At 69.8% G+C, this 20,283-nt stretch carries 18 protein-coding genes and 1 pseudogene; 15 read left to right on the top strand and 4 right to left on the bottom strand.

What is annotated here, in order from left to right:
* Positions 1–45: 45 nt before the first annotated feature.
* The 3 genes from ASF58_RS15345 to ASF58_RS15355 are packed head-to-tail and all read left to right on the top strand — an operon-like array spanning position 46 to position 4,687.
* Entirely contained in the window at positions 46–4,137 is a 4,092-nt protein-coding gene (locus tag ASF58_RS15345; protein ID WP_055954121.1) for a Pls/PosA family non-ribosomal peptide synthetase, read from the top strand.
* A gap of 59 nt (positions 4,138–4,196) precedes the next feature.
* Complete coding sequence (locus tag ASF58_RS15350) at positions 4,197–4,409, top strand: DUF5397 family protein (protein WP_055954124.1); 213 nt, start codon at positions 4,197–4,199, stop codon at positions 4,407–4,409.
* Positions 4,409–4,687, top strand: coding sequence for a virulence factor (locus tag ASF58_RS15355; protein WP_055954128.1), 279 nt, complete (start codon positions 4,409–4,411; stop codon positions 4,685–4,687). The genes ASF58_RS15350 and ASF58_RS15355 overlap by 1 nt, the downstream gene beginning before the upstream one ends.
* 117 nt (positions 4,688–4,804) lie before the next feature.
* On the opposite strand, the gene ASF58_RS15360 is transcribed toward ASF58_RS15355, so the two are convergent.
* A complete protein-coding gene (locus tag ASF58_RS15360) occupies positions 4,805–5,461 on the bottom strand; it encodes an alpha/beta hydrolase (protein ID WP_055954131.1) in 657 nt (218 codons plus the stop codon).
* A gap of 329 nt (positions 5,462–5,790) precedes the next feature.
* Between ASF58_RS15360 and ASF58_RS15365 the strand changes: the two genes are divergently transcribed.
* The 6 genes from ASF58_RS15365 (at position 5,791) to ASF58_RS15390 (ending at position 12,502) form a co-directional block, all read left to right on the top strand.
* Positions 5,791–6,951: a cysteine desulfurase family protein gene (locus ASF58_RS15365; protein ID WP_055954134.1), complete on the top strand. Its 1,161-nt coding sequence runs from the start codon at positions 5,791–5,793 to the stop codon at positions 6,949–6,951.
* Positions 6,952–7,018: 67 nt separating this feature from the next.
* The gene (gene sufB, locus ASF58_RS15370) at positions 7,019–8,488 is read left to right on the top strand and encodes a Fe-S cluster assembly protein SufB (RefSeq protein WP_055954137.1); all 1,470 of its coding nucleotides are present in this window, start codon (positions 7,019–7,021) and stop codon (positions 8,486–8,488) included.
* 170 nt (positions 8,489–8,658) lie between these two features.
* Complete coding sequence (sufC, locus tag ASF58_RS15375) at positions 8,659–9,411, top strand: Fe-S cluster assembly ATPase SufC (protein WP_055954140.1); 753 nt, start codon at positions 8,659–8,661, stop codon at positions 9,409–9,411.
* A 2-nt stretch (positions 9,412–9,413) separates the two neighbouring features.
* Positions 9,414–10,736, top strand: coding sequence for a Fe-S cluster assembly protein SufD (gene sufD / locus ASF58_RS15380; RefSeq protein ID WP_055954142.1), 1,323 nt, complete (start codon positions 9,414–9,416; stop codon positions 10,734–10,736).
* A 72-nt stretch (positions 10,737–10,808) separates the two neighbouring features.
* A complete protein-coding gene (locus ASF58_RS15385) occupies positions 10,809–12,053 on the top strand; it encodes a cysteine desulfurase (protein ID WP_055954146.1) in 1,245 nt (414 codons plus the stop codon).
* Between the two features lie 68 nt (positions 12,054–12,121).
* Complete coding sequence (locus ASF58_RS15390) at positions 12,122–12,502, top strand: SUF system Fe-S cluster assembly protein (protein ID WP_055954150.1); 381 nt, start codon at positions 12,122–12,124, stop codon at positions 12,500–12,502.
* 6 nt (positions 12,503–12,508) lie between these two features.
* On the opposite strand, the gene ASF58_RS15395 is transcribed toward ASF58_RS15390, so the two are convergent.
* On the bottom strand, positions 12,509–13,105 hold the full coding sequence (locus ASF58_RS15395; RefSeq protein ID WP_055954153.1) for a Uma2 family endonuclease: 597 nt from the start codon (positions 13,103–13,105) through the stop codon (positions 12,509–12,511).
* A gap of 156 nt (positions 13,106–13,261) precedes the next feature.
* On the opposite strand from ASF58_RS15395, the gene ASF58_RS15400 reads away from it, so the two are divergent.
* Positions 13,262–13,639, top strand: coding sequence for an iron-sulfur cluster assembly accessory protein (locus ASF58_RS15400; RefSeq protein WP_055954156.1), 378 nt, complete (start codon positions 13,262–13,264; stop codon positions 13,637–13,639).
* 21 nt (positions 13,640–13,660) lie between these two features.
* On the opposite strand, the gene ASF58_RS15405 is transcribed toward ASF58_RS15400, so the two are convergent.
* Together ASF58_RS15405 and ASF58_RS15410 are read right to left on the bottom strand one after the other, a co-directional pair.
* Complete coding sequence (locus tag ASF58_RS15405) at positions 13,661–14,755, bottom strand: GGDEF domain-containing protein (RefSeq protein ID WP_244477351.1); 1,095 nt, start codon at positions 14,753–14,755, stop codon at positions 13,661–13,663.
* A 105-nt stretch (positions 14,756–14,860) separates the two neighbouring features.
* The gene (locus ASF58_RS15410; protein ID WP_055954164.1) at positions 14,861–16,594 is read right to left on the bottom strand and encodes a DEAD/DEAH box helicase; all 1,734 of its coding nucleotides are present in this window, start codon (positions 16,592–16,594) and stop codon (positions 14,861–14,863) included.
* A 260-nt stretch (positions 16,595–16,854) separates the two neighbouring features.
* On the opposite strand from ASF58_RS15410, the gene ASF58_RS15415 reads away from it, so the two are divergent.
* From ASF58_RS15415 to ASF58_RS15435, 5 genes and pseudogenes are all read left to right on the top strand, one after another.
* Positions 16,855–17,583, top strand: a complete 729-nt coding sequence (locus ASF58_RS15415; RefSeq protein WP_055954182.1) for an aspartate/glutamate racemase family protein — start codon at positions 16,855–16,857, stop codon at positions 17,581–17,583.
* 111 nt (positions 17,584–17,694) lie between these two features.
* Complete coding sequence (locus ASF58_RS15420; protein ID WP_244477352.1) at positions 17,695–18,366, top strand: hypothetical protein; 672 nt, start codon at positions 17,695–17,697, stop codon at positions 18,364–18,366.
* Positions 18,353–18,721 (top strand): transcriptional regulator, encoded by a 369-nt coding sequence (locus ASF58_RS15425; protein WP_055954167.1) that lies wholly within the window; start codon positions 18,353–18,355, stop codon positions 18,719–18,721. The genes ASF58_RS15420 and ASF58_RS15425 overlap by 14 nt, the downstream gene beginning before the upstream one ends.
* Before the next feature lie 64 nt (positions 18,722–18,785).
* Positions 18,786–19,511 (top strand): di-trans,poly-cis-decaprenylcistransferase, encoded by a 726-nt coding sequence (locus tag ASF58_RS15430; protein ID WP_055954170.1) that lies wholly within the window; start codon positions 18,786–18,788, stop codon positions 19,509–19,511.
* A 488-nt stretch (positions 19,512–19,999) separates the two neighbouring features.
* A pseudogene (locus tag ASF58_RS15435) lies at positions 20,000–20,283 on the top strand (porin family protein); the annotation flags it as partial.

Consider the following 20,283-nt stretch of genomic DNA (forward strand, 5'->3'; position numbering starts at 1 on the left):
AAAGGACGGTTCCCGATCGATCGGGCGCCGGCAGCGGAGCAACGGATGACCAGTCTCGCCGAGACGACCCGGCCCCGGGCGGCAGCGCGCGGGCCTCAGGACACGAGTCCGTCGACGGACGCGGCCGGCCCGCGGGCGGTCCTGCGCGGCGCGGTCCGCCCCGACCTCATCCGCGACGAGACCCTGGCCGAGATCTTCCGCGCGAGCGCCGCGGCACGCCCGGATCATCCGGCCCTGGTCGACGGCGCCCGGACCGGTCCCGAGGGCGCCCATCCGGCCTTCACCTATGCGGAGGTCGAGGCCCAGGCCGGTGCGATCGCCCGCGGCCTCGCCCACCGGGGCATCGGCCCCGGCGACGTGGTCGGCCTCTGGATGGCACGGGGCCCCGACCTGCTGATCGCCCAGATCGGCATCACCCTGTCGGGGGCGGCCTGGCTGCCCTTCGATGCCGAGGCCCCGGCCGACCGCGTCGCGGTCTGCCTGGAGGATGCCCAGGCCAAGGCGCTCCTCGTCTCGCCCGCCCTGGACCCGCAGGCCCCCGCCGGCACGCCGAGCCTGACGGTCGCGGGACTCGCGTCCGCGACGCCGGCGGAGGCCGTGCTCCCGGACCTGCGCGCGGCGGGCCTGACGCCGGAACACCCGGCCTACCTCATCTACACCTCGGGCTCGACCGGCGTGCCGAAGGGCATCGTCATCAGCCACGCCAACATCTGCCACTTCCTGCGCTCGGGGAACGCCCTCTACGGGATGCGACCGGACGACGTGGTGTTCCAGGGCGCCTCCGTGGCCTTCGATCTCTCCATGGAGGAGATCTGGGTGCCCTACCTCGTGGGCGCGACGCTGTTCGTGGCCTCACCGGCCATGATGGGCGACGTCGAGAGCCTGCCGGACATCATCGCCCGGGCCGGCGTCACCGTCCTCGACACCGTGCCGACGCTGCTGGCGATGATCTCCCGGGACCTGCCCACGGTGCGCCTGGTGCTGCTCGGCGGCGAGGCCCTGCCCGAGCCCCTGGTTGCCCGCTGGGCGAGCGGCGCGCGAAAGCTCTTCAACACCTACGGCCCGACGGAGGCCACGGTGGTGGCCACCGCGGCGGAGATGCAACCCGGCGTGCCCGTAACCATCGGCGGGCCGATCCCGAATTATTCGGTGTATGTCGCGGGCGAGGCACTCGAGCTTCTCGCGCGGGGGCAGCAGGGCGAACTCCTCATCGGCGGCCCCGGCGTCGCCAAGGGCTACCTGAAGCGCCCCGAGCTGAGCGCGGAAAAATTCATCGCCAACCCCTATGCCTCGGATGGGACCGACCCGGTCCTGTACCGCTCCGGCGACGCGGTCTCCCTCGATGCCGCCGGCAACATCCTGTTCCACGGCCGCATCGACGACCAGGTGAAGATCCGCGGCTTCCGGGTGGAGCTCGGCGAGATCGAGTCGCGCATCCAGGTGCTGCCCGGCATCAACCAGGCGGCGGTGGTGCTGCGCCAGGATGACGGGGTCGACCGCCTCGTCGCCTTCCTGGTGCCCGAGCGCGGCACCGAGATCGACCGGGCCGCCCTGCGCCAGACCCTGGCCGAGCAGATGCCGCCCTACATGGTGCCGGGGCATTTCGAGGAGGTCGCGGTGCTGCCGCGCCTGACCTCGGGCAAGGTCGACCGCAAGGCCCTGCGCATCGCCACCCTCACGGTGGCCGACACCGCGGGCGAGCAGGAGCCGCCGCGCAACGAGACCGAGGCCGCGCTGCTCGCCGCGGCCAACCGCATCTTCGGCAACCAGGCGATCCCCTTCGAGGGCGACTTCTTCGCCGATCTCGGCGGCCACTCGCTGCTGGCCGCCCGCTTCGTCGGCGCGGTCCGCGAGGTGCCGGCGCTGGCCGCCATCACCCTGCAGGACGTCTACGGCCAGCGCACCCTGCGGGCCATGGCGGACACCCTCATCGCCCGCACGGGCGGCGTCGGCACCGAGATGGCGATCCGCGATCTCAGCTTCCCGGCGCCGTCCCTCCGGCGCCGCTTCCTCTGCGGCCTCGCCCAGGCGGCGGCCCTGCCCTTCGTCATCGCGCTGGCCACGGCGCAGTGGCTCGGCATCTTCGTGACCTACTTGCTGCTCACCGGCGGCGGGCTCGGGTTCTTCGGCGAGCTCGGCGTTCTGCTGCTCGTCTATATCGGCATCAACGCCGTCACGGCCGCCATCGCGGTGGCGGCCAAGTGGCTGATCCTCGGGCGAACCCGGCCCGGGCGCTATCCCCTCTGGGGCGTCTACTACTACCGCTGGTGGCTGGCGCAGCGGCTGACGCCGCTCGTCCACATCAAGTGGCTGCAGGGCTCGCCCGCCATCGTGTTCTACCTGCGGCTGCTGGGCGCCGACATCGGCAAGGATGCGCTGATCTCCGACGCGGAGATCGGTGCGCCGGACCTCCTCAGCGTCGGCCCCGGCGCCTCGCTGGGCGGCCGCCTCGTCATCGCCAACGCGGAGGTGGTGGGCGACGCGCTGATCATCGGCCGCGTGCGCATCGGCGCCGACGTCGCCATCGGCGCCTCCTGCGTCATCGGGCCCGACACGGTCCTCGGCGACCATGCCGAGATCGGCGACCTCACCACCATCCCGACCGGCACGCGGGTGGGGGCGGCCGAGATCTGGGACGGCTCGCCCGGGCGCAAGGTCGGCGAGGCCGACCCGGAGGCGCTGCCCGCGCCGGCTGCGGCCTCGCCCCGGCGGCGCTTCGCCTTCGCGGCCCTCTACACCTTCCTCCTGGCGGCGATCCCCGCCATCGGCCTGCTGCCGATCTTCCCGGCCTTCTACATCTTCGACCAGCTCAGCGACTCCCTCGGGGATATCACCGACATCGACTATCACTGGTACCTGCCGCTGCTGACCTGGCCGACCGCCATGCTGATGACGGCGGGCACGGTGCTGCTGATCGCGGCGATCCGCTGGCTGGCGCTGCCCCGCGTCTCCTCGGGCACCCACTCGATCTACAGCGGCTTCTACCTGCGCAAATGGGCCGTGGCCCTGGCCGCGGAGGTGACGCTGGAGACGCTCTCCTCCCTGTTCGCCACCGTCTACATGCGGGCCTGGTACCGCCTGATGGGCGCCCGGATGGGGCAGGGGGCCGAGATCTCCACCAACCTCGCCGGGCGCTACGACCTCGCGGATATCGGCGCGCGCAACTTCATCGCCGACGAGGTGGTGTTCGGCGAGGAGGAGATCCGGCGCGGCTGGATGTCGATGCACGAGGTCCATACCGGCGCGCGCGTCTTCGTCGGCAACGACGCGGTGGTCCCGCCGGGGGCGGTGATCCCCGAGGACGTGCTCATCGGCATCAAGTCGAAGCCGCCGGCGAACGAATTGATGACGCCGGGCGACACCTGGTTCGGCTCGCCGCCGATCAAGCTGCCCTCGCGCCAGCGGGTCGACCTCGGCTCGAACACCCAGACCTACGAGCCCGGCATCGGGCCCAAGCTCCGGCGCGGCATCTTCGAGGCGTTCTCGACCTCGTTCTCGCCGATGCTGTTCATCACCCTCGCGATCTCGGCGATCGATTTCTACTTCTACCCGGCGATCCTGGCCCAGGACTGGACCGGCCTCGCGGTCAGCTTCGTGGCGGTTTCCGTCGCCATCGCGTTCATCCAGTCTTTCACGGTGATCGCGGTGAAGTGGCTGCTGATGGGCGTCTACAAGCCCGGCATGCAGCCGATGTGGTCGTGGTGGGCCATGCGCACCGAGGCCGTCGCGGTGCTCTACTGGGGTCTGGCCGGCAAGGTGCTGCTGGAGCACCTCGTCGGCACCCCGTTCCTGCCCTGGATGCTGCGCCTCCTCGGGGTGAAGATCGGGCAGGGCGTCTGCATGCTGACCACCGACATCACCGAGTTCGACTGCGTCACCATCGGCGACTACGCCACCATCAACCGCACCTCCGCCCTGCAGACGCACCTCTACGAGGACCGCATCATGAAGGTCGGCCGGGTCGAGGTCGGCCGGGGCGTGTCGGTCGGCGCCTTCTCGACGGTGCTCTACGACACCAAGGTCGGCGACTACGCCCGCCTGCGCCCCCTCACCATCGTGATGAAGGGCGAGTCGATCCCGGCCCATTCGGAGTGGGAGGGAGCCCCGGCGGTGCCTGTGGTGCACGCAGCGGCGTAAGGGTAGGATTGGGTTCGTTCGACGCTGGGCGGCCATGGGAATCGCTGTAGGATACCCGCATGAACGACATGGCGCCCGCCTCATTCCCGAACGTCCAGGCCCTCGTCGGGACTTGGCGGCGCTTCGGGCAAGTCGGCCCCGTCTACGAGATCGTCAGCGTGGGTGACGCACTCGCAGGCGGCGATCGAATGATGCAGATTCGCGTGCTGGAGACCTGTGAGGAGGTCGATTACCGGCTCGCGGACATCCTGGACGATCCCCGGGAGCGTTGATGTTCGCCATCGCGTTCGACCTCGTGGTCGCGGAGGCGCAAGCCCACCATCCCAAGGGCGTATCGCAGGCCTATAGCGATATCCGCACGACGCTCTCGGGCCACGGCTTCGATTGGGTGCAGGGGAGCCTCGATACCAGCAAGGACGAGGACCTGGCGAAGCTGTTCTCCGCCATCGCGGCCCTGAAGGAGCTCACATGGTTCCCGCGCTCGATCCGGGATCTGCGGGCCTTCCGCGTCGAGCAATGGTCGGATTTCACCGCCTTCATCAAGGCGTAGGCTCGACCGACATCCTGCGAGCCTGGCATCGGGGGAGCCGGCCGGCCCTGGAGAAACCGGCGAAGCCGAAGGCTCCGCCGGAATTCGCTCGTTGAGCGCCGCGACGCGGCCTGTCGTTCAGGCCACGTCGGGCTTCGGGCCGAGGCGCTTGTCGAGGTAGGTGTCGACGGTCTGGGTCAGCTCGTCGACCTTGCCGTCGAAGAAGTGGTTCGCGCCCTCCACCATCTGGTGCTCGATGATGACGCCCTTCTGGGTCTTCACCTTCTCGATCACCGGCATGACCTCGCGGGCCGGGGCGACCCGGTCCTCGGAACCGTGCACGAACAGGCCCGAGGACGGGCAGGGCGCCAGGAAGGTGAAGTCGTAACGGTTGGCCATCGCGGCGATCGAGATGAAGCCCTCGATCTCGGGGCGGCGCATCAGCAGCTGCATGCCGATCCAGGAGCCGAACGAGACGCCGGCGATCCAGCAGGCGCGGGCTTCCGGGTTCACCGACTGCACCCAGTCGAGGGCCGAGGCCGCGTCGGACAGCTCGCCCGTGCCGTGGTCGAACGCGCCCTGGCTGCGGCCGACGCCGCGGAAGTTGAAGCGCAGGGCCGCGAAGCCGCGATTGGCGAAGGTGTAGAAGAGATTGTACACGATTTGATTGTTCATCGTGCCCCCGAATTGCGGGTGCGGATGCAGCACGATCGCGATCGGAGCGCCCTTCTTCTTAGGGGCCTGGTAGCGCCCCTCGAGACGGCCGGCGGGACCGGTGAAGATGACTTCGGGCATGGAAACCAACACTCCTGAGCGGATGTCCCGGGCGGGCATCGCGCGGTGGATCGCCGACGCGATGGCAACACGCGCGCGTCCGACGCCTGGGCAAAGCCGTGAGGCGTGCCTTGACTCGTCCGGCCACGAACCTAAAAGCGCTCTTAGAATAATTCTAGCGAACTAGAATTATTCTAAACAAGCGTCGGTCGAGCCAGCTTCGGATCGGCGCGTTCCCCGCACGACGGGTGACCGGAACACGTATCGTGTCCGCGCCTTAGCATGATCGTGGGGGGCAAAAGCAAGGATTTGTCGCTTTCGCACTTGACGCCGCCAGTGGTTTTTCCCGGATGACTTCGCCCCGCGCCTATCTCGACCACAATGCGACCTCACCGGTTCGGCCGGAGGTGGCGGCCGCCGTGGCGCAGGCGCTGAGCCTGCCGGGGAACCCCTCGTCGGTGCACGCGGAGGGCCGGGCGGCGCGCGCCGCCCTGGAGCGCGCCCGCGACGCTGTGGCCCGGCGGGTCGGTGCGGGTGGGGGACGCGTGGTGTTCACGAGCGGCGGCACCGAGGCGGCCAACGCGGTCCTGTCCGGCGCCCTGGCGCGGGCGGGTTATTCCGCACCAACACGCCTCCTCCTCGGCGCCACCGAGCACCCCTGCGTCTCGGACGGCCACCGCTTCCCGGCGGAGGCGGTCGACCGCGTGCCGGTGGACGCCGCGGGCCTGGTCGATCTCGGCGCGCTGGAGAGGCTGCTGCGCCGGCATGCCGACGCGGACGTGCTGATCTCGATCCATGCGGCCAACAACGAGACCGGCGTGATCCAGCCGCTGGCGGCGATCGTGGCCCTGGCCCGGGCGCATGGCCGCGCCCTGGTGCACACGGACGCGGTCCAGGCCATCGGCAAGATCCCCCTGGACATGGCCGCCCTCGGCCTCGACGCCCTCAGCCTGTCGGGCCACAAGTTCGGCGCCCCGAAGGGCATCGGCGCCCTGGTACTCGCCGCGGGCGTGACCCTCAGCACGGGCTTCCTGCGCGGGGGCGGCCAGGAGGCGCGCCTGCGCGGCGGCACCGAGAACCTGCCCGGCATCGTCGGGCTCGGGGTCGCGGCGGACCTAGCCGATCCCGCATCCGCGGACCGCCTCGCGGATCTGCGCGACGGCCTCGAGGCGGGCCTGCGCGCCTGCGCACCCGCCCTCGTCGTGTTCGGCGCCGGCGCCCCGCGCCTGCCCAACACCCTGTGCTTCGCCGTTCCGGGGATCGATGCCCCGACGGCGCTGATGACGCTCGACCTGTCGGGCGTCGCGATCTCGTCCGGCTCGGCCTGCGCCTCCGGCAAGGTCGCCCGCTCGCCCGTCCTCGCAGCCATGGGCGTCACCCCTGCGTTGGCCGCAGGGGCCCTGCGCGTGAGCCTCGGGTGGAACAGCACCGAAAGCGACGCAGCGCGGTGTCGCGCCGCCTGCGAACGCCTGGTGGAGACCCTATATCGACGGCAGGGGCACGCGGCGTGAGTGCCGCCTTCCCAAGCCATCCGACCCACACCCGGCCCTTGACGCCGGGCATGTCAGGAGACGTTTAATGCCTGCAGTGCAGGAAACCATCGACCGGGTCCGCTCGATCGACCTCGACCAGTACAAGTACGGGTTCGAGACCACCATCGAGATGGAGAAGTCCGAGAAGGGCATCTCCGAGGACGTGATCCGCTACATCTCGGCCAAGAAGGACGAGCCCGAGTGGATGCTGGCCTGGCGCCTGGACGCCTACAAGCGCTGGCAGACCATGCAGGAGCCCGCCTGGGCGCGGGTCTCCTACGACAAGGTCGACTACAAGAACATCTACTACTACGCGGCTCCGAAGCGTCCGGCGGCCCTGTCCCTGGACGAGATCGATCCCGAGATCCTGAAGACCTACGAGAAGCTCGGAATCCCGCTGCGCGAAGTCGAGGTGCTGGAGGGTATCGCCCCCGAGCGCCGGGTCGCGGTCGACGCCGTGTTCGATTCGGTCTCGGTGGCCACCACCTTCAAGGCCGAGCTGTCGAAGGCCGGCGTGATCTTCATGCCGATCTCCGAGGCCATCCGCGAGTACCCTGACCTGGTGCGCAAGTACCTCGGCTCGGTCGTGCCCGTGACCGACAACTTCTTCGCGACCCTGAACTCGGCGGTCTTCTCCGACGGCTCGTTCATCTACATCCCGCCGGGTGTGCGCTGCCCGATGGAGTTGTCGACCTACTTCCGCATCAACGAGCGCGACACCGGCCAGTTCGAGCGCACGCTGATCATCGCCGACAAGGGCTCGTACGTCTCGTACCTCGAGGGCTGCACCGCCCCGAAGCGCGACGACAACCAGCTCCATGCCGCCGTGGTCGAGCTCGTGGCCCTCGACGACGCCGAGATCAAGTACTCGACCGTCCAGAACTGGTACCCAGGCGACAACGAGGGCAAGGGCGGGATCTACAACTTCGTGACGAAGCGCGGCGATTGCCGCGGCGCCAACTCGAAGATCTCCTGGACGCAGGTCGAGACCGGTTCGGCGATCACCTGGAAGTACCCGTCCTGCATCCTGCGCGGCGACAATTCCCGCGGCGAGTTCTACTCGATCGCGGTGTCGAACGGCATGCAGCAGGTCGATTCCGGCACCAAGATGATCCACCTCGGCAAGAACACCACCAGCCGGATCATCTCGAAGGGCATCTCGGCCGGGCGCTCGCAGAACACCTACCGGGGCCTCGTCTCGGCGCACCGGAAGGCGACGGGCGCACGCAACTTCACCAACTGCGACTCGCTCCTCATCGGCGACCAGTGCGGCGCGCACACCGTGCCGTACATCGAGTCCAAGAACTCGTCGGCCCAGTTCGAGCACGAGGCCACCACCTCGAAGATCTCGGAAGACCAGATGTTCTACTGCCAGCAGCGCGGCCTCTCCAACGAGGAGGCGACCGCGCTCATCGTCAACGGCTTCGTCCGCGACGTGCTGCAGCAGCTGCCGATGGAGTTCGCCGTCGAGGCCCAGAAGCTGATCTCGATCAGCCTCGAAGGCTCGGTGGGCTAGGATCGCCTCGACCGCGTCCGGCGCGCGACTTCCCCTCTCCCGACTGCGGGAGGGGGTGGCCCGCCTGCTTCGGAGGCACCCTTGCCCGCCCCCCTGCCTCGCAGGCCCCCTTCGCCGTCGGAGCGGAAGGGTCGCTCCGCGTATCAAGTTTTAGAACGGACTATGCTGCAATGATCGAAATCAAGAACCTCGTGGTCGCCATCGAGGACAAGCAGATCCTCAACGGCCTCAACCTCACCGTGAACGACGGCGAAGTCGCCGCCATCATGGGCCCGAACGGCTCGGGCAAGTCGACATTGTCTTACGTCATCGCGGGCAAGGAAGATTACGACGTCCTCGACGGCGAGATCCTGCTCGACGGCGAGAACATCCTCGAGATGAGCCCCGACGAGCGCGCGGCCTCGGGCGTGTTCCTGGCCTTCCAGTACCCGCTGGAGATCCCGGGCGTCGGCACCATGACCTTCCTCAAGGCGACCCTGAACGCCCAGCGCCGCGCGCGGGGCGAGGGTGAGCTCACGACCCCCGACTTCATCCGCCGGGTGAACGCCGCGGCGGAGAAGCTCGAGATCAACAAGGACATGCTCAAGCGCGCCCTCAACGTCGGATTCTCCGGCGGCGAGAAGAAGCGCATGGAGATCCTGCAGATGGCCCTGCTGGAGCCGAAGTTCTGCGTCCTCGACGAGACCGATTCCGGCCTCGACATCGATGCCCTGCGCATCGTCTCCGAGGGCGTCAACGCCCTGCGCGCCCAGGGCCGCTCCTTCCTGGTCATCACCCACTACCAGCGCCTGCTGAACCACATCGTGCCGGACGTCGTCCACGTGATGTCCCAGGGCCGCATCGTGAAGTCGGGCGGCAAGGAGCTCGCCCTCGAGCTCGAGGCCTCCGGCTACGCCGAGTACCGCACCGGGGAGGCCGCCTGATCATGGCCGACATCACCTCTCTCCGCACCGCGGCCGAGACCGGGCTGTCCAAGCTCTTCGAAGCCACCAAGATGAAGTACCCCACGGGCGTCTCGATCGCCCGCGAGGAGGCGTTCCGCTACTTCGAGGCGGTCGGCCTGCCGACCCGCCGCGTCGAGGCGTTCAAGTACACCGACCTGCGCTCGGCCTTCCGTGACGCGGCCCATCCGGCCGAGATGCCCTCCGCCGAGGTCGCCCAGGCGGCCGTGGCCAGCGCCAAGGGCTTTGCCGGGATCGAGGCCGTGCGCCTCAGCTTCGTCAACGGCCACCTGATCGAGGCCGAATCCGACCTCGGCCGCATTCCGGCTGGCGTCACCGTCACGCCGCTGACCCGGGCGCTGACCGAGGGCCACGCGCTCCTCGACCGGCTGACGCCGGTGCGCCAGGCCTCCGAGAACCCGATCTACCAGCTCAACACCGCCTTCCTGGCGGATGGTGTGCTGATCGCCGTGGAGCCCGGCGCCAAGGTCGAGACCCCGCTGCACCTGCGCTTCGTCGCCGCCGGAAGCCAGGACTTCTCCACCGCCACCCGCGCCCTGGTGGTGCTGGGGGAGGGCGCCGAGGTCATGGTGCTGGAGAGCCACGAGGGGCCGGACGGCGTCGCCTACCAGCCCAACGACGCCCTCGACGTGACGGTGGCCGACAACGCCACCTTCCGGCATGCCCGCCTGAACGCCGAGGGCCGCGAGACCGTGGCCCTCTCAACGCTCTCGGTGAAGCTCGGCGCGGCCTCGGCGGTCGAGACCGTCAACGTGGTCGTCGGCGGCGTTCTCTCGCGCCACCAGGTCTACCTGAACTTCGCCGGGGCCGACGGCCGCGCGGTGGTGAACGGGGCGGCCATGCTCAACGGCCGGCAGCTCGCCGACACCACCTTCCTGGCCGACCATGCCGGGACCGGCGGCGTCAGCCGCGAGCTGTTCAAGACCGTGGTGGACGGCGAGGCCACGGGCGTGTTCCAGGGCAAGATCATCGTCCAGCAGGCGGCCCAAAAGACCGACGGCAAGATGATGTCGGCCTGCCTCATCCTGTCCGACGACGGGCAGATGATGAACAAGCCCGAACTGGAGATCTTCGCCGACGACGTCGCCTGCGGCCACGGTGCCACCTGCGGCGCCCTCGACGAGGACCTGCTGTTCTACCTGATGCAGCGCGGGCTGCCGAAGGCCCAGGCCGAGAGCCTGCTGGTCCAGGCCTTCCTCGGCGCGGCCATCGATTCGGTCAGCCACGACGGCGCCCGCGAGGCGCTGGTCGGCACCATCGAGGCGTGGCTCGCGGCGCGCGGCTGATCGCACCCCGCCAACGGCCCTTCCCCGCCGCGGGGGAGGGCCGCGCGCGTCCGACACCACACAGGTCCACCCATGAACGCACCCGTCCCGAACACCCCCTACGACGTCGAGGCGATCCGGGCCCAGTTCCCGATCCTCGCCGAGAAGGTCTATGGCCGGCCGCTCGTCTATCTCGACAACGCGGCCTCGTCACAGAAGCCGCGCGCCGTCATCGACGCCATGGTGACCTGCATGGAGACGGGCTACGCCAACGTCCATCGCGGCCTGCACTTCATGGCGAACGCCGCCACGGAGGGCTTCGAGGGCGCGCGCGAGACCACGCGGCAGTTCCTCAACGCCGACTCCACCGACGAGATCATCTTCACCCGCAACGCCACCGAGGCCTACAACCTCGTGGCCTCGTCCATGGGCTGGGCCGGCCTGATCGGGGAGGGGGACGAGATCATCCTCTCGATCATGGAGCACCATTCCAACATCGTGCCCTGGCACTTCCTGCGCGAGCGGCGGGGAGCGGTGATCAAGTGGGCGCCCGTGGACGACGCGGGCAACTTCCTCGTCGAGGAGTACGAGAAGCTGTTCACGCCCCGCACCAAGATGGTGGCGATCACCCACATGTCGAACGTGCTGGGCACGGTGACGCCGGCCCGGGAGATCGTGCGCATCGCCCATGCCCACGGCGTCCCGGTGCTCCTGGACGGGGCCCAGAGCGCCGTCCACACGCCGATCGACGTGAAGGCGCTCGACTGCGACTTCTTCGTCTTCACCGGCCACAAGGTCTACGGCCCCACCGGCATCGGCGTCCTCTACGGCAAGAAGGAATGGCTGGAGCGGCTCCCCCCCTACCAGGGCGGCGGCGAGATGATCCGCACGGTCAGCCAGGACTCGGTCACCTACAACGATCCGCCGCACCGCTTCGAGGCCGGCACGCCCGCGATCGTCGAGGCAGTGGGCCTCGGCGCCGCGCTCGAATTCATGATGGGCGTCGGGCGCGACCGGATCGCCGCCCACGAGGCGTCCCTGCTGGCCTACGCGCAGGATCGCCTCGGCGCGATGAATTCCCTGCGGATGATCGGGACGGCCCGGGACAAGGGCGGCGTCATCGCCTTCGAGATGAAGGGGGCGCATGCCCACGACATCGCCACCGTGATCGACCGCTACGGCGTCGCGATCCGGGCGGGGACGCACTGCGCCATGCCTCTTCTCACCCGCTTCGGCGCGACCTCCACCTGTCGCGCCTCCTTCGGCCTGTATAATACCACGCAGGAAGTGGACGCCCTCGCCGAGGCCTTGGCCAAGGCCGAGATGATGTTCGCCTGACGCATTCCGGCGGCGCGCGGGTCGCGGAAGCGCGATCCGGGGCGCCGCCCCGAGACGAGGACACACCCATGAGCGATTCGGCCATCACCGGCGGGGCCAATACCCCCACCATCGCGAGCGACTCGGCGATCCCGCCCGAGGAGCTCGACCGCCTGACCGACGACATCGTGGTCGCCCTGAAGAGCGTCTACGATCCCGAGATCCCGGCCGACATCTACGAGCTCGGCCTGATCTACAAGGTCGACATCGCCGACGACCGCAAGGTGGCCATCGACATGACCCTCACCGCGCCGGGCTGCCCCGTCGCCGGCGAGATGCCGGGCTGGGTCGAGACCGCCGTGGCCGCCGTGCCGGGCGTGCAGTCCTGCGCCGTCACCATGGTGTTCGACCCGCCGTGGGACCAGAGCCGGATGTCCGACGAGGCCCGCGTCGCCCTGGACATGTGGTAGCGGGGATCAGCCCGCGCCGGCGAGATCCCGGCGCGGCGGGAAGCTCAAGCCGTCATAGATCTCCGCCAGCGACAGGGTCGCGCCGATCTCCGGGAGGGCGATGACGGCATCGAGCCCCTCGAAGGTCTCGATGTCCCATCCCTCGCCGAGGCGCCGGTAGAGCAGGGCCTGCGGCTTCAGCGTCTCGACGAGGAGAACGGAGGCCAGGGTCGGGTGGCGCTTGAAGTCCTCGACTTTCCGCGTCTGGTCGATCGTCGTGGTCGATGGCGATGCCACCTCGACCACCAGCTTCGGCTCTCGCGCCTCGTAAGTATCCGGCACCAGAGGCGCGCATTCGACCATCACATCGGGCCTGCGCAGGCCCCGGATGCTGGTCCGGAGCGCAATATCGGCGGTCGTCGGACGGCAGGACGTCCCACGCAACTGCGTCCCGAGACTGACGATGACGTTCACCGTCGCCCGATCGTGCTGCATGCTGGCTCCGGTCATCATCCGATGCCGCGGCACCGGCTGGCCGTCGACGAGTTCGTAGAGCTCGTCCTGATCGCGCTGCCAGACGAAGAAATCCTCGGGTGTCATGGTAAGGCGTGCGGAGTCGGCCATGACGATCGGTTCCCTGCCTTCCCTCATACCACTCTACCACACGGCATCGCTTCCTGCGCGGTCGGCCATGGACCGCAGGCTCCGCAATCCTTATCTTAACCGGGTTCAATCACCCTCACCCGCCCGGGCCTTGAACCCGGCCGTCGGAGAGACATCATGGCATCGAAGTTCAAGGTCCTGTCGCTGACCGACGCGGCCGCCGACCGGATCAAGGCGATCATCGCGGATGCGGACCAGCCGATCGCGGGCGTCCGGGTCGGCGTGAAGAACGGCGGCTGCGCCGGCATGTCCTACACCATGGAATATGCCGACGGGCAGAAGCCCGGCGAGGACAAGGTCGAGGATCGCGGCGTCACCGTCTTCGTCGATCCGAAGGCGCTGCTGTTCCTGCTGGGGACGCAGATGGACTTCCAGACCAACAAGCTCTCGTCGCAGTTCGTGTTCAACAACCCGAACCAGACCTCGGCCTGCGGCTGCGGCGAGTCCGTGGCGATCACCCCGGTGAACCCCGAGGCGGTCCACGCCGGCGCCTGAGGCGCCCGGCCGGACGCAGGGTCAGGCGACGTTCGACAGGTCCGCGACGCCCGACGCGTCCATGTCGGCGTCGTCGACCGTGCGGTTGCGGCCGTCGCGCTTGGCCCTGAACATGCACTGGTCGGCACGCTCGAGCAGGGACACTGCGGTGTCGCCCGGGCGATGCACCGCGACCCCGAGGGAGATCGTGATCTTGCCGAGCGATTCGCCGGTGGAGCGCTTCACGAGTTCACGGGCCATCACACTGGTTCGCACCGTCTCGGCAACCGCGTAGGCCGCCGTCCGGCTGGTGGCGGGCAGCAGCATCGCGAATTCCTCGCCGCCGAAGCGGGCAAGGACGGCGCGGGTGTTGACGTGCTCGCGCATGACCATGGCCACGAGGCGCAACACCTGATCGCCGGTGATGTGGCCGTAGACGTCGTTGAAGCGCTTGAACGAGTCGACGTCGACGACGATGAGGCAGGCCGGCGCCGCGGGGGAGGCCCCCTGCACCAGCTGGTACAGGCTATCCTCGAAGTGCTTGCGGTTCGACAATCCCGTGAGCGGATCGGTGAGACTCTCGAGGCGGGTCGCCTCCAGGGTCTCGCGCAGGGTCTCGATCTCGCGCCGGCTCTCGCGCATCCGCGCCTCGAGGGTACGGTTGTTGGCCGTGACCTCGCGGGTGGTCGCCACCAGGGCGGCCACGATGGCGTGCACGCTGGCCGCGGTCGGGACCGTCCCGTCGAGATCCTTGGCCAGATCGCGCAGCGACGCATCGTACTGGGCGGTCGAGCCGAGGGAGAGATCCAGCACCTCCATCACCCCCGCGATCTCCGACAGCACGCTGCTGCTCGCGCGCTCGGTGGCGGAGGACAGGCGGGAGGGATCGAGATAGGCCGCGTAGAGGCCGTCGATATCCGCCTCGGTCAGGCGCCCGGAGACCGCCGTCAGGCGCTTCAGAGCGTCGTTCATGTGTGGCTGCGTGCCGGAGACGTAGGCGTACCAGACCGCGTAGGCGCGCGGCTCTGCCGACGGTCCATAATCACGGATCAGCGCGTTGGCACGCTCGGCCAGCGCAAAGCTCCGTTCGTGGTCGCCCTGACTGCCGCCCATCGTTCGTCCAACCGTCTCATCCATCCGGCCCAATCCCGGAGCGGAGCGTTTCCGCAGGATCGCATCATGCGGAAACGTTCGTGGAGATGCGGTTAAGGTTCGCCCGGACGAACGACTTATGGGGTCACGTTACTTTGAGGGTTTGACCACGGCCGGACGCAGCAGAAAGGCCGGCACGTGCGAGCCGAGACCGACGGGCGTGTCGCCCTCGTCCTCGTCGCCGCGCCGCCGCGGCGCGCGACGCTCGTCGCGGGGCCGCTCGGCCGTGCGCTCGGGCCGGGGGGCCCGCTGCGGAGCCTGGGCCGCGGGTGCGGCGGCGACGTCCTGCGCGACCTCCGCCTCCGGGGCCGCACGCTCGGACGAACCCCGGCGGGACGACCGCCCGCTCCGTCCGTCCCGGCGTCCCTCCCGCCTGGGCGCGCGCGCCTCGGCGGACACCTCCGGCCGGTCGCCGGCCTCGGGCCTCCCCTCGGAGCGGGCGCTCTCGGCCTTCGGCTCCGAGCGGCCGGCCGATGCGGCCCGTCCCTCGGGATTCCGGCTCTCGGACGTGCGGGCTTCGGACGTCCGGCCCTCGGAAGTCCGGCCCTCGGAAGTCCGGTTCTCGGAAGTCCGGCCCTCGGGCTTGCGACCCTCGGAGCGGCGGGCCTCGCCGCCGCGAACCTGCCGGCCGGTCTTGCCGCGGTAACGCGTGCGGGTCGACTCGCCGTCCGCCGAGGGGCTGGATTCGGGTACCGAGGCAAGGTCGCCCTCCGCCCAGGGAATCGGCTGGCCGATCAGCGCCTCGATGGCGTGGAGCGACCGTTCGTCGGCCCGGCTGACCAGGGTGAAGGCGTTGCCGGCGCGACCGGCGCGGCCGGTGCGGCCGATGCGGTGCACGTAGTCTTCCGGATGATGCGGTACGTCGAAGTTGAAGACGTGGCTCACCGCCGGGATGTCGAGGCCACGCGCCGCCACGTCGCTGGCCACCAGGAGCGGAACCTCGCCCGAGCGGAACCCGTCGAGGGCGATGGTGCGGGCGCGCTGGTCCATGTCGCCGTGCAGGGCAGCCACGTTGAAGCCGTGGCTCGCCAGGGACTTCTGCAGCAGCGCCACGTCGCGCTTGCGGTTGCAGAAGATGATGCCGTTGTTCAGCTCGGCCTCGCCGCGGATCAGGCGGCGCAGGAGGTCGCGCTTCTCGTGCCCCTCGGAACTCGTCGCCACGAGCTTCTGCACGATGGTCGAGGCGGTGGAGGCGGGCCGGGCCACCTCGATCCGCTGCGGCGTGTGCAGGAACATGTCGGCCAGCCGCTCGATCTCCGGCGGCATGGTGGCGGAGAAGAACAGGGTCTGGCGCGTGAAGGGCACCATCTTCACGATGCGTTCGATGTCGGGGATGAAGCCCATGTCGAGCATGCGGTCGGCCTCGTCGATGACGAGGAGCTCGACGCCCGTGAGCAGCAGCTTGCCGCGCTCGAAATGATCGAGGAGCCGGCCCGGCGTCGCGATCAGCACATCGGTGCCGCGCATCAGCTTGGCGTCCTGCTCCGCGAAGGAGACGCCGCCGATGATGAGGGCGACGTTGAGCTTGTGGTTGATGCCGTAGCGGTCGAAATTCTCCACCACCTGGGCCGCGAGCTCGCGGGTCGGTTCCAGGATCAGCGTGCGCGGCATGCGGGCCCGGGCGCGGCCGTTCTCCAGCAGCGTCAGCATCGGCAGCGTGAAGGCCGCCGTCTTGCCGGTGCCGGTCTGGGCGATGCCGAGGACGTCGCGGCGCGCGAGCACGTGGGGGATGGCCTGGGCCTGGATCGGCGTGGGCTCGGAATAACCGGCCGCCGTGACGGCCTGGAGGACCTTGTCGCTCAATCCGAGGTCGGCAAAAGACATATTCTATGAGAACCGTTGCGCGCGGGAATGGACCAACCGGCGCGGAGGACATCGACACGGCGACGGCTGGCATCAGGGGCGGCTTCGACACACGACCCGCCGCGCACACGCGTTGCGGGGACACTTAGGCCCTTGCACGGCCTTGTCAATCGAGGGGAACCCCAGCAGGACGGCTTATCCGCAAGCCCGTGATCCGCCGCCCGCCCTGGCAGGCCCCTTGCTCGGGCCATCACCCCCTCCCTGGACGAGGCCCGACCGCCCTGCGCATCCTGCTCATCAACCCGAACACCACCGCATCGGTCACCGACCTCGTGGCCGGCCATGTCCGGGCGATCGCCGGGCCGGGCGTCACCCTGGTGCCCGCCACGGGACGATTCGGAGCCCGCTACATTTCCAGTCGCGCAGCGGCGGCGATCGCCGGGCACGCCGCCCTCGACGCCTTCGCCGAGCACGGGGCCGGCTGCGATGCGGTCTACCTCGCCTGTTTCGGCGATCCCGACCTCGCCGCCCTGCGCGAGGTCTCCCCGGTGCCCGTGGTGGGGATGGCGGACGCCGCCTGCCGGGCCGCCCATGCGGGCGGGCGGCGCTTCGCCATCGTCACGGGCGGCGTCCTCTGGGGACCGATGCTGACGGAGTTCGTCGCCGGCCTCGGCCTCGGCGACCACCTCACCGGCGTGCGCACCGTCGCGCCCACGGGGGGCGAGATCGCCGCGGACCCGGAGGCGGCCCTCGGCCTCCTGGCGGCGGCCTGCAGCGCCTGCGTCCGGGAGGACGGCGCCGAGGCGGTGATCCTCGGCGGCGCGGCCCTGGCCGGCCTCGCGGCACGGATCCAGCCCGCCGTCCCGGCGCCGGTCCTCTGCTCGGTGGAGGCCGGGACCCGCGCCGTCCTGGCCGCCGGCGCCGGGGGAGGGGGCCGGACCTGCGAGGCGCCGCCGCTGGCGAACCACGGCCTGTCGCCGGCCCTCGCCGCCCTGCTGGCGGGGGACTGACGCCCTCGGCTTCGTTCCGCGCAGGGCCCCAATCACTTTGCAGCGCAAAGAAATCGCTTGCATCGACTTTGCCGGCCCATATACTTTGTATTGCAGAGTAGGACGCAGGACATGACGGATCTGGACAAGGCCCTGGCCGACATCGTCGCGATCCGCGCCCAGCTGGTGCGCGGCAGCGCCTTCCGGGGCTATGGCGCGGCCGCCTTCGCGGCCACCGCCGGCCTGGCGCTGATCACCGCCACGGCGCAGAGCCTCTTCCTCGAGGATCCGACGGCGCAGCCCCTGCTCTTCTTCGGCGGCTGGATCGCCACCGCCTTCGGCGCCCTCGGCCTCGTCGGTTGGGAGATGCGGGCCCGGGCCCGCCGCCACAGCGGCGGCTTCGCCGATGCGATGATCGGGGACGCGGTGGAGCAGTTCCTGCCGGCCGGCGCCGCCGGTGCGCTTCTCGCCCTGGTGCTGGCGCGGGTCTCGCCCGAGACACTGTGGCTGCTGCCCGGCCTGTGGCCGGTGCTGGTCAGCCTCGGGATCCTCGCCGGGGCCCGGGTCATGCCGCGCGGGGTCGCCTTGGTGGGCGCCTGGTACCTCGTGGCGGGCCTCGCGGTCCTGGTGCTGACGGCCGAGAGCCATGCCCTCCTGCCCTGGGCGATGGGGCTGCCCTTCGGGATCGGGCAGGGGCTGATGGCGCTCGTCATCCGGCAAGCGTCCATTCCCCCCCAACCCTCCATCACGCACCAAGCCCCGATCCGTCACCCGGCCTCGGAGGCGGCCGATGGCGACGCGTGAGGCCGCCCCCTTCGCCTATGACGGGCTCGACCGGGTCATCCACGAGAAGGCCCGCCTCGGTCTCCTCACCTCCCTGATCTCGCATCCGAAGGGGCTCGCCTTCTCCGACCTGAAGCAGCTCTGCGGCCTCACCGACGGCAATCTCAGCCGGCACCTCCAGGTGCTGCAGGAGGCGGGGCTCGTCGAGATCCGCAAGGGCTATGACGGCAACCGGCCCCAGACCACCTGCGGCCTGACCGCCGCCGGGCGCGGCCGCTTCCTCGACTACCTCGCCGTGCTGGAGCGCGTGGTCCGGGACGCCGCCGAGGCGACCGAGCGCGCGCCCCAACCCGGAGGCCGGCCGCAGCCGGCCTGACCGAGCCGCACACTCGCGCGCCCGACGCCCGAGATCCGTTCTCCATTTACCCGGAAACTTTACAATGCAAAGAGCCCTGCAGAACCAACTTCACGTCGGCATCATCATGGACGGCAACGGCCGCTGGGCGACCGAGCGCGGTTATCCGCGCCTGGCGGGCCACAGGGCCGGCGTCGCGGCGACCCGGCGGGTCGTGGCGGCGGCGACCGGTGCCGGCATCGGCACGCTGACGCTCTACGCCTTCTCCAGCGACAACTGGCGTCGACCGCCGGAGGAGGTGGCCGGCATGATGGGCCTGCTGCGGCGCTACCTCCGGACCGAAGCGGAGCGCCTCGCGCGCGCGGGGATCCGCCTCAGCGTGATCGGCCGGCGCGACCGCCTGCCGGACGGTCTCACCGAAGCCATCGGGCGGGCGGAGCGCCTGATCGCGACGGGCACCGCCCTGCACCTGCGCGTGGCGATCGACTATTCCGGCCGCGCGGCGATCCTGGCGGCCGCCGCAGCCTGGGCGGAAGACGCGGCGCTGGCGGGCTCCGGACCGCCCGCGGCCGCCGCCTTCGGACGTGCGGTCAGCGGCGAGGCGGTGCCGGATGTCGACCTCGTGATCCGCACCAGCGGCGAGCAGCGCTTGTCGGACTTCCTACTGTGGGAGAGCGCCTACGCGGAATTGTACTTCACGTCGACGCACTGGCCGGACTTCGATGCGGACGACCTCGCCGCCGCGCTGGCGGCCTTCGCCGGACGACACCGCCACTTCGGCGGCCTCGCCGCGCCCGCCCGCGCCGCCTGACCCCCGCGCCATCCCGTTCGCCGCGCAGGAGCACTCGCGGGTCGCGCCGAAGGCGGGCCCGGCGGCGACCAGGCCTCGGGATCCTCGGGCCGCGGGGTGGGGGCAAGGCTTGCCCGCGTGCCACCGTGCAGGTCGCGCCCGCGCAGCCTGCCTGGGCAGCCCGGCAAGGCACCCCCTCGGCCGACAGGCAAGAAAACACCGGCGCGAACCAAAGCTCGGCAAGATTTTGCCGACCTTACGTATCTCAAGAAAGTGTTGAGCGGGGCCTTGATTTCAACAAGGCCCGCGCAAAACGCGGATCACTTGTTTCTCGTGGATGTGCGTGATGGCACCCGCACACAAAGGTCAGGATGACCGATCGCTAACCTTTACCCTTCTTTGACATCTGGGGGCCTAAGAGGTGGCCTTGTTGCAGGAAAGCGACAGACCTCGCGTCGGCCAGGGACTACAAGCGCGCCGGCTCTCGCCAACCAGGACCAGGTAAACCAATGAAAAGACTGATTCTCGCCTCCACCGTGCTCGCCGGCCTGACTGCCGTCGCTTCGGCTGCTGACCTTCCGCGCCGCGCGGCTCCCCCGGTGTTCGTGCCGGTGCCGGTGTTCACCTGGACCGGCTTCTACGCTGGTTTCAACGCCGGTTACGGCTTCGACGCCTCCAGCAACAGCCAGCCGACCGTCATCGGCGTCAACGGCGCCAGCACCCTGGTCCTGCCGGGCACCACGGCCGCCATCGCCTTCAGCAACGGCCAGAGCAACGACGGCTTCGTCGGCGG

The sequence above is a fragment of the Methylobacterium sp. Leaf125 genome (genome assembly GCF_001423085.1).
In the GTDB taxonomy this organism is placed as follows: domain Bacteria; phylum Pseudomonadota; class Alphaproteobacteria; order Rhizobiales; family Beijerinckiaceae; genus Methylobacterium.

Bases quoted from the DNA above. Each gene is read 5' to 3' on its own strand.
- sufC (WP_055954140.1), top strand. From the start codon at position 8,659: ATGATCGAAATCAAGAACCTCGTGGTCGCCATCGAGGACAAGCAGATC.
- sufD (WP_055954142.1), top strand. From the start codon at position 9,414: ATGGCCGACATCACCTCTCTCCGCACCGCGGCCGAGACCGGGCTGTCC.
- sufB (WP_055954137.1), top strand. From the start codon at position 7,019: ATGCCTGCAGTGCAGGAAACCATCGACCGGGTCCGCTCGATCGACCTC.
- ASF58_RS15400 (WP_055954156.1), top strand. From the start codon at position 13,262: ATGGCATCGAAGTTCAAGGTCCTGTCGCTGACCGACGCGGCCGCCGAC.
- ASF58_RS15365 (WP_055954134.1), top strand. From the start codon at position 5,791: ATGACTTCGCCCCGCGCCTATCTCGACCACAATGCGACCTCACCGGTT.
- ASF58_RS15390 (WP_055954150.1), top strand. From the start codon at position 12,122: ATGAGCGATTCGGCCATCACCGGCGGGGCCAATACCCCCACCATCGCG.
- ASF58_RS15405 (WP_244477351.1), bottom strand. From the start codon at position 14,755: ATGGATGAGACGGTTGGACGAACGATGGGCGGCAGTCAGGGCGACCAC.
- ASF58_RS15355 (WP_055954128.1), top strand. From the start codon at position 4,409: ATGTTCGCCATCGCGTTCGACCTCGTGGTCGCGGAGGCGCAAGCCCAC.
- ASF58_RS15410 (WP_055954164.1), bottom strand. From the start codon at position 16,594: ATGTCTTTTGCCGACCTCGGATTGAGCGACAAGGTCCTCCAGGCCGTC.
- ASF58_RS15425 (WP_055954167.1), top strand. From the start codon at position 18,353: ATGGCGACGCGTGAGGCCGCCCCCTTCGCCTATGACGGGCTCGACCGG.
- ASF58_RS15385 (WP_055954146.1), top strand. From the start codon at position 10,809: ATGAACGCACCCGTCCCGAACACCCCCTACGACGTCGAGGCGATCCGG.
- ASF58_RS15350 (WP_055954124.1), top strand. From the start codon at position 4,197: ATGAACGACATGGCGCCCGCCTCATTCCCGAACGTCCAGGCCCTCGTC.
- ASF58_RS15345 (WP_055954121.1), top strand. From the start codon at position 46: ATGACCAGTCTCGCCGAGACGACCCGGCCCCGGGCGGCAGCGCGCGGG.
- ASF58_RS15360 (WP_055954131.1), bottom strand. From the start codon at position 5,461: ATGCCCGAAGTCATCTTCACCGGTCCCGCCGGCCGTCTCGAGGGGCGC.
- ASF58_RS15430 (WP_055954170.1), top strand. From the start codon at position 18,786: ATGCAAAGAGCCCTGCAGAACCAACTTCACGTCGGCATCATCATGGAC.
- ASF58_RS15420 (WP_244477352.1), top strand. From the start codon at position 17,695: ATGACGGATCTGGACAAGGCCCTGGCCGACATCGTCGCGATCCGCGCC.
- ASF58_RS15395 (WP_055954153.1), bottom strand. From the start codon at position 13,105: ATGGCCGACTCCGCACGCCTTACCATGACACCCGAGGATTTCTTCGTC.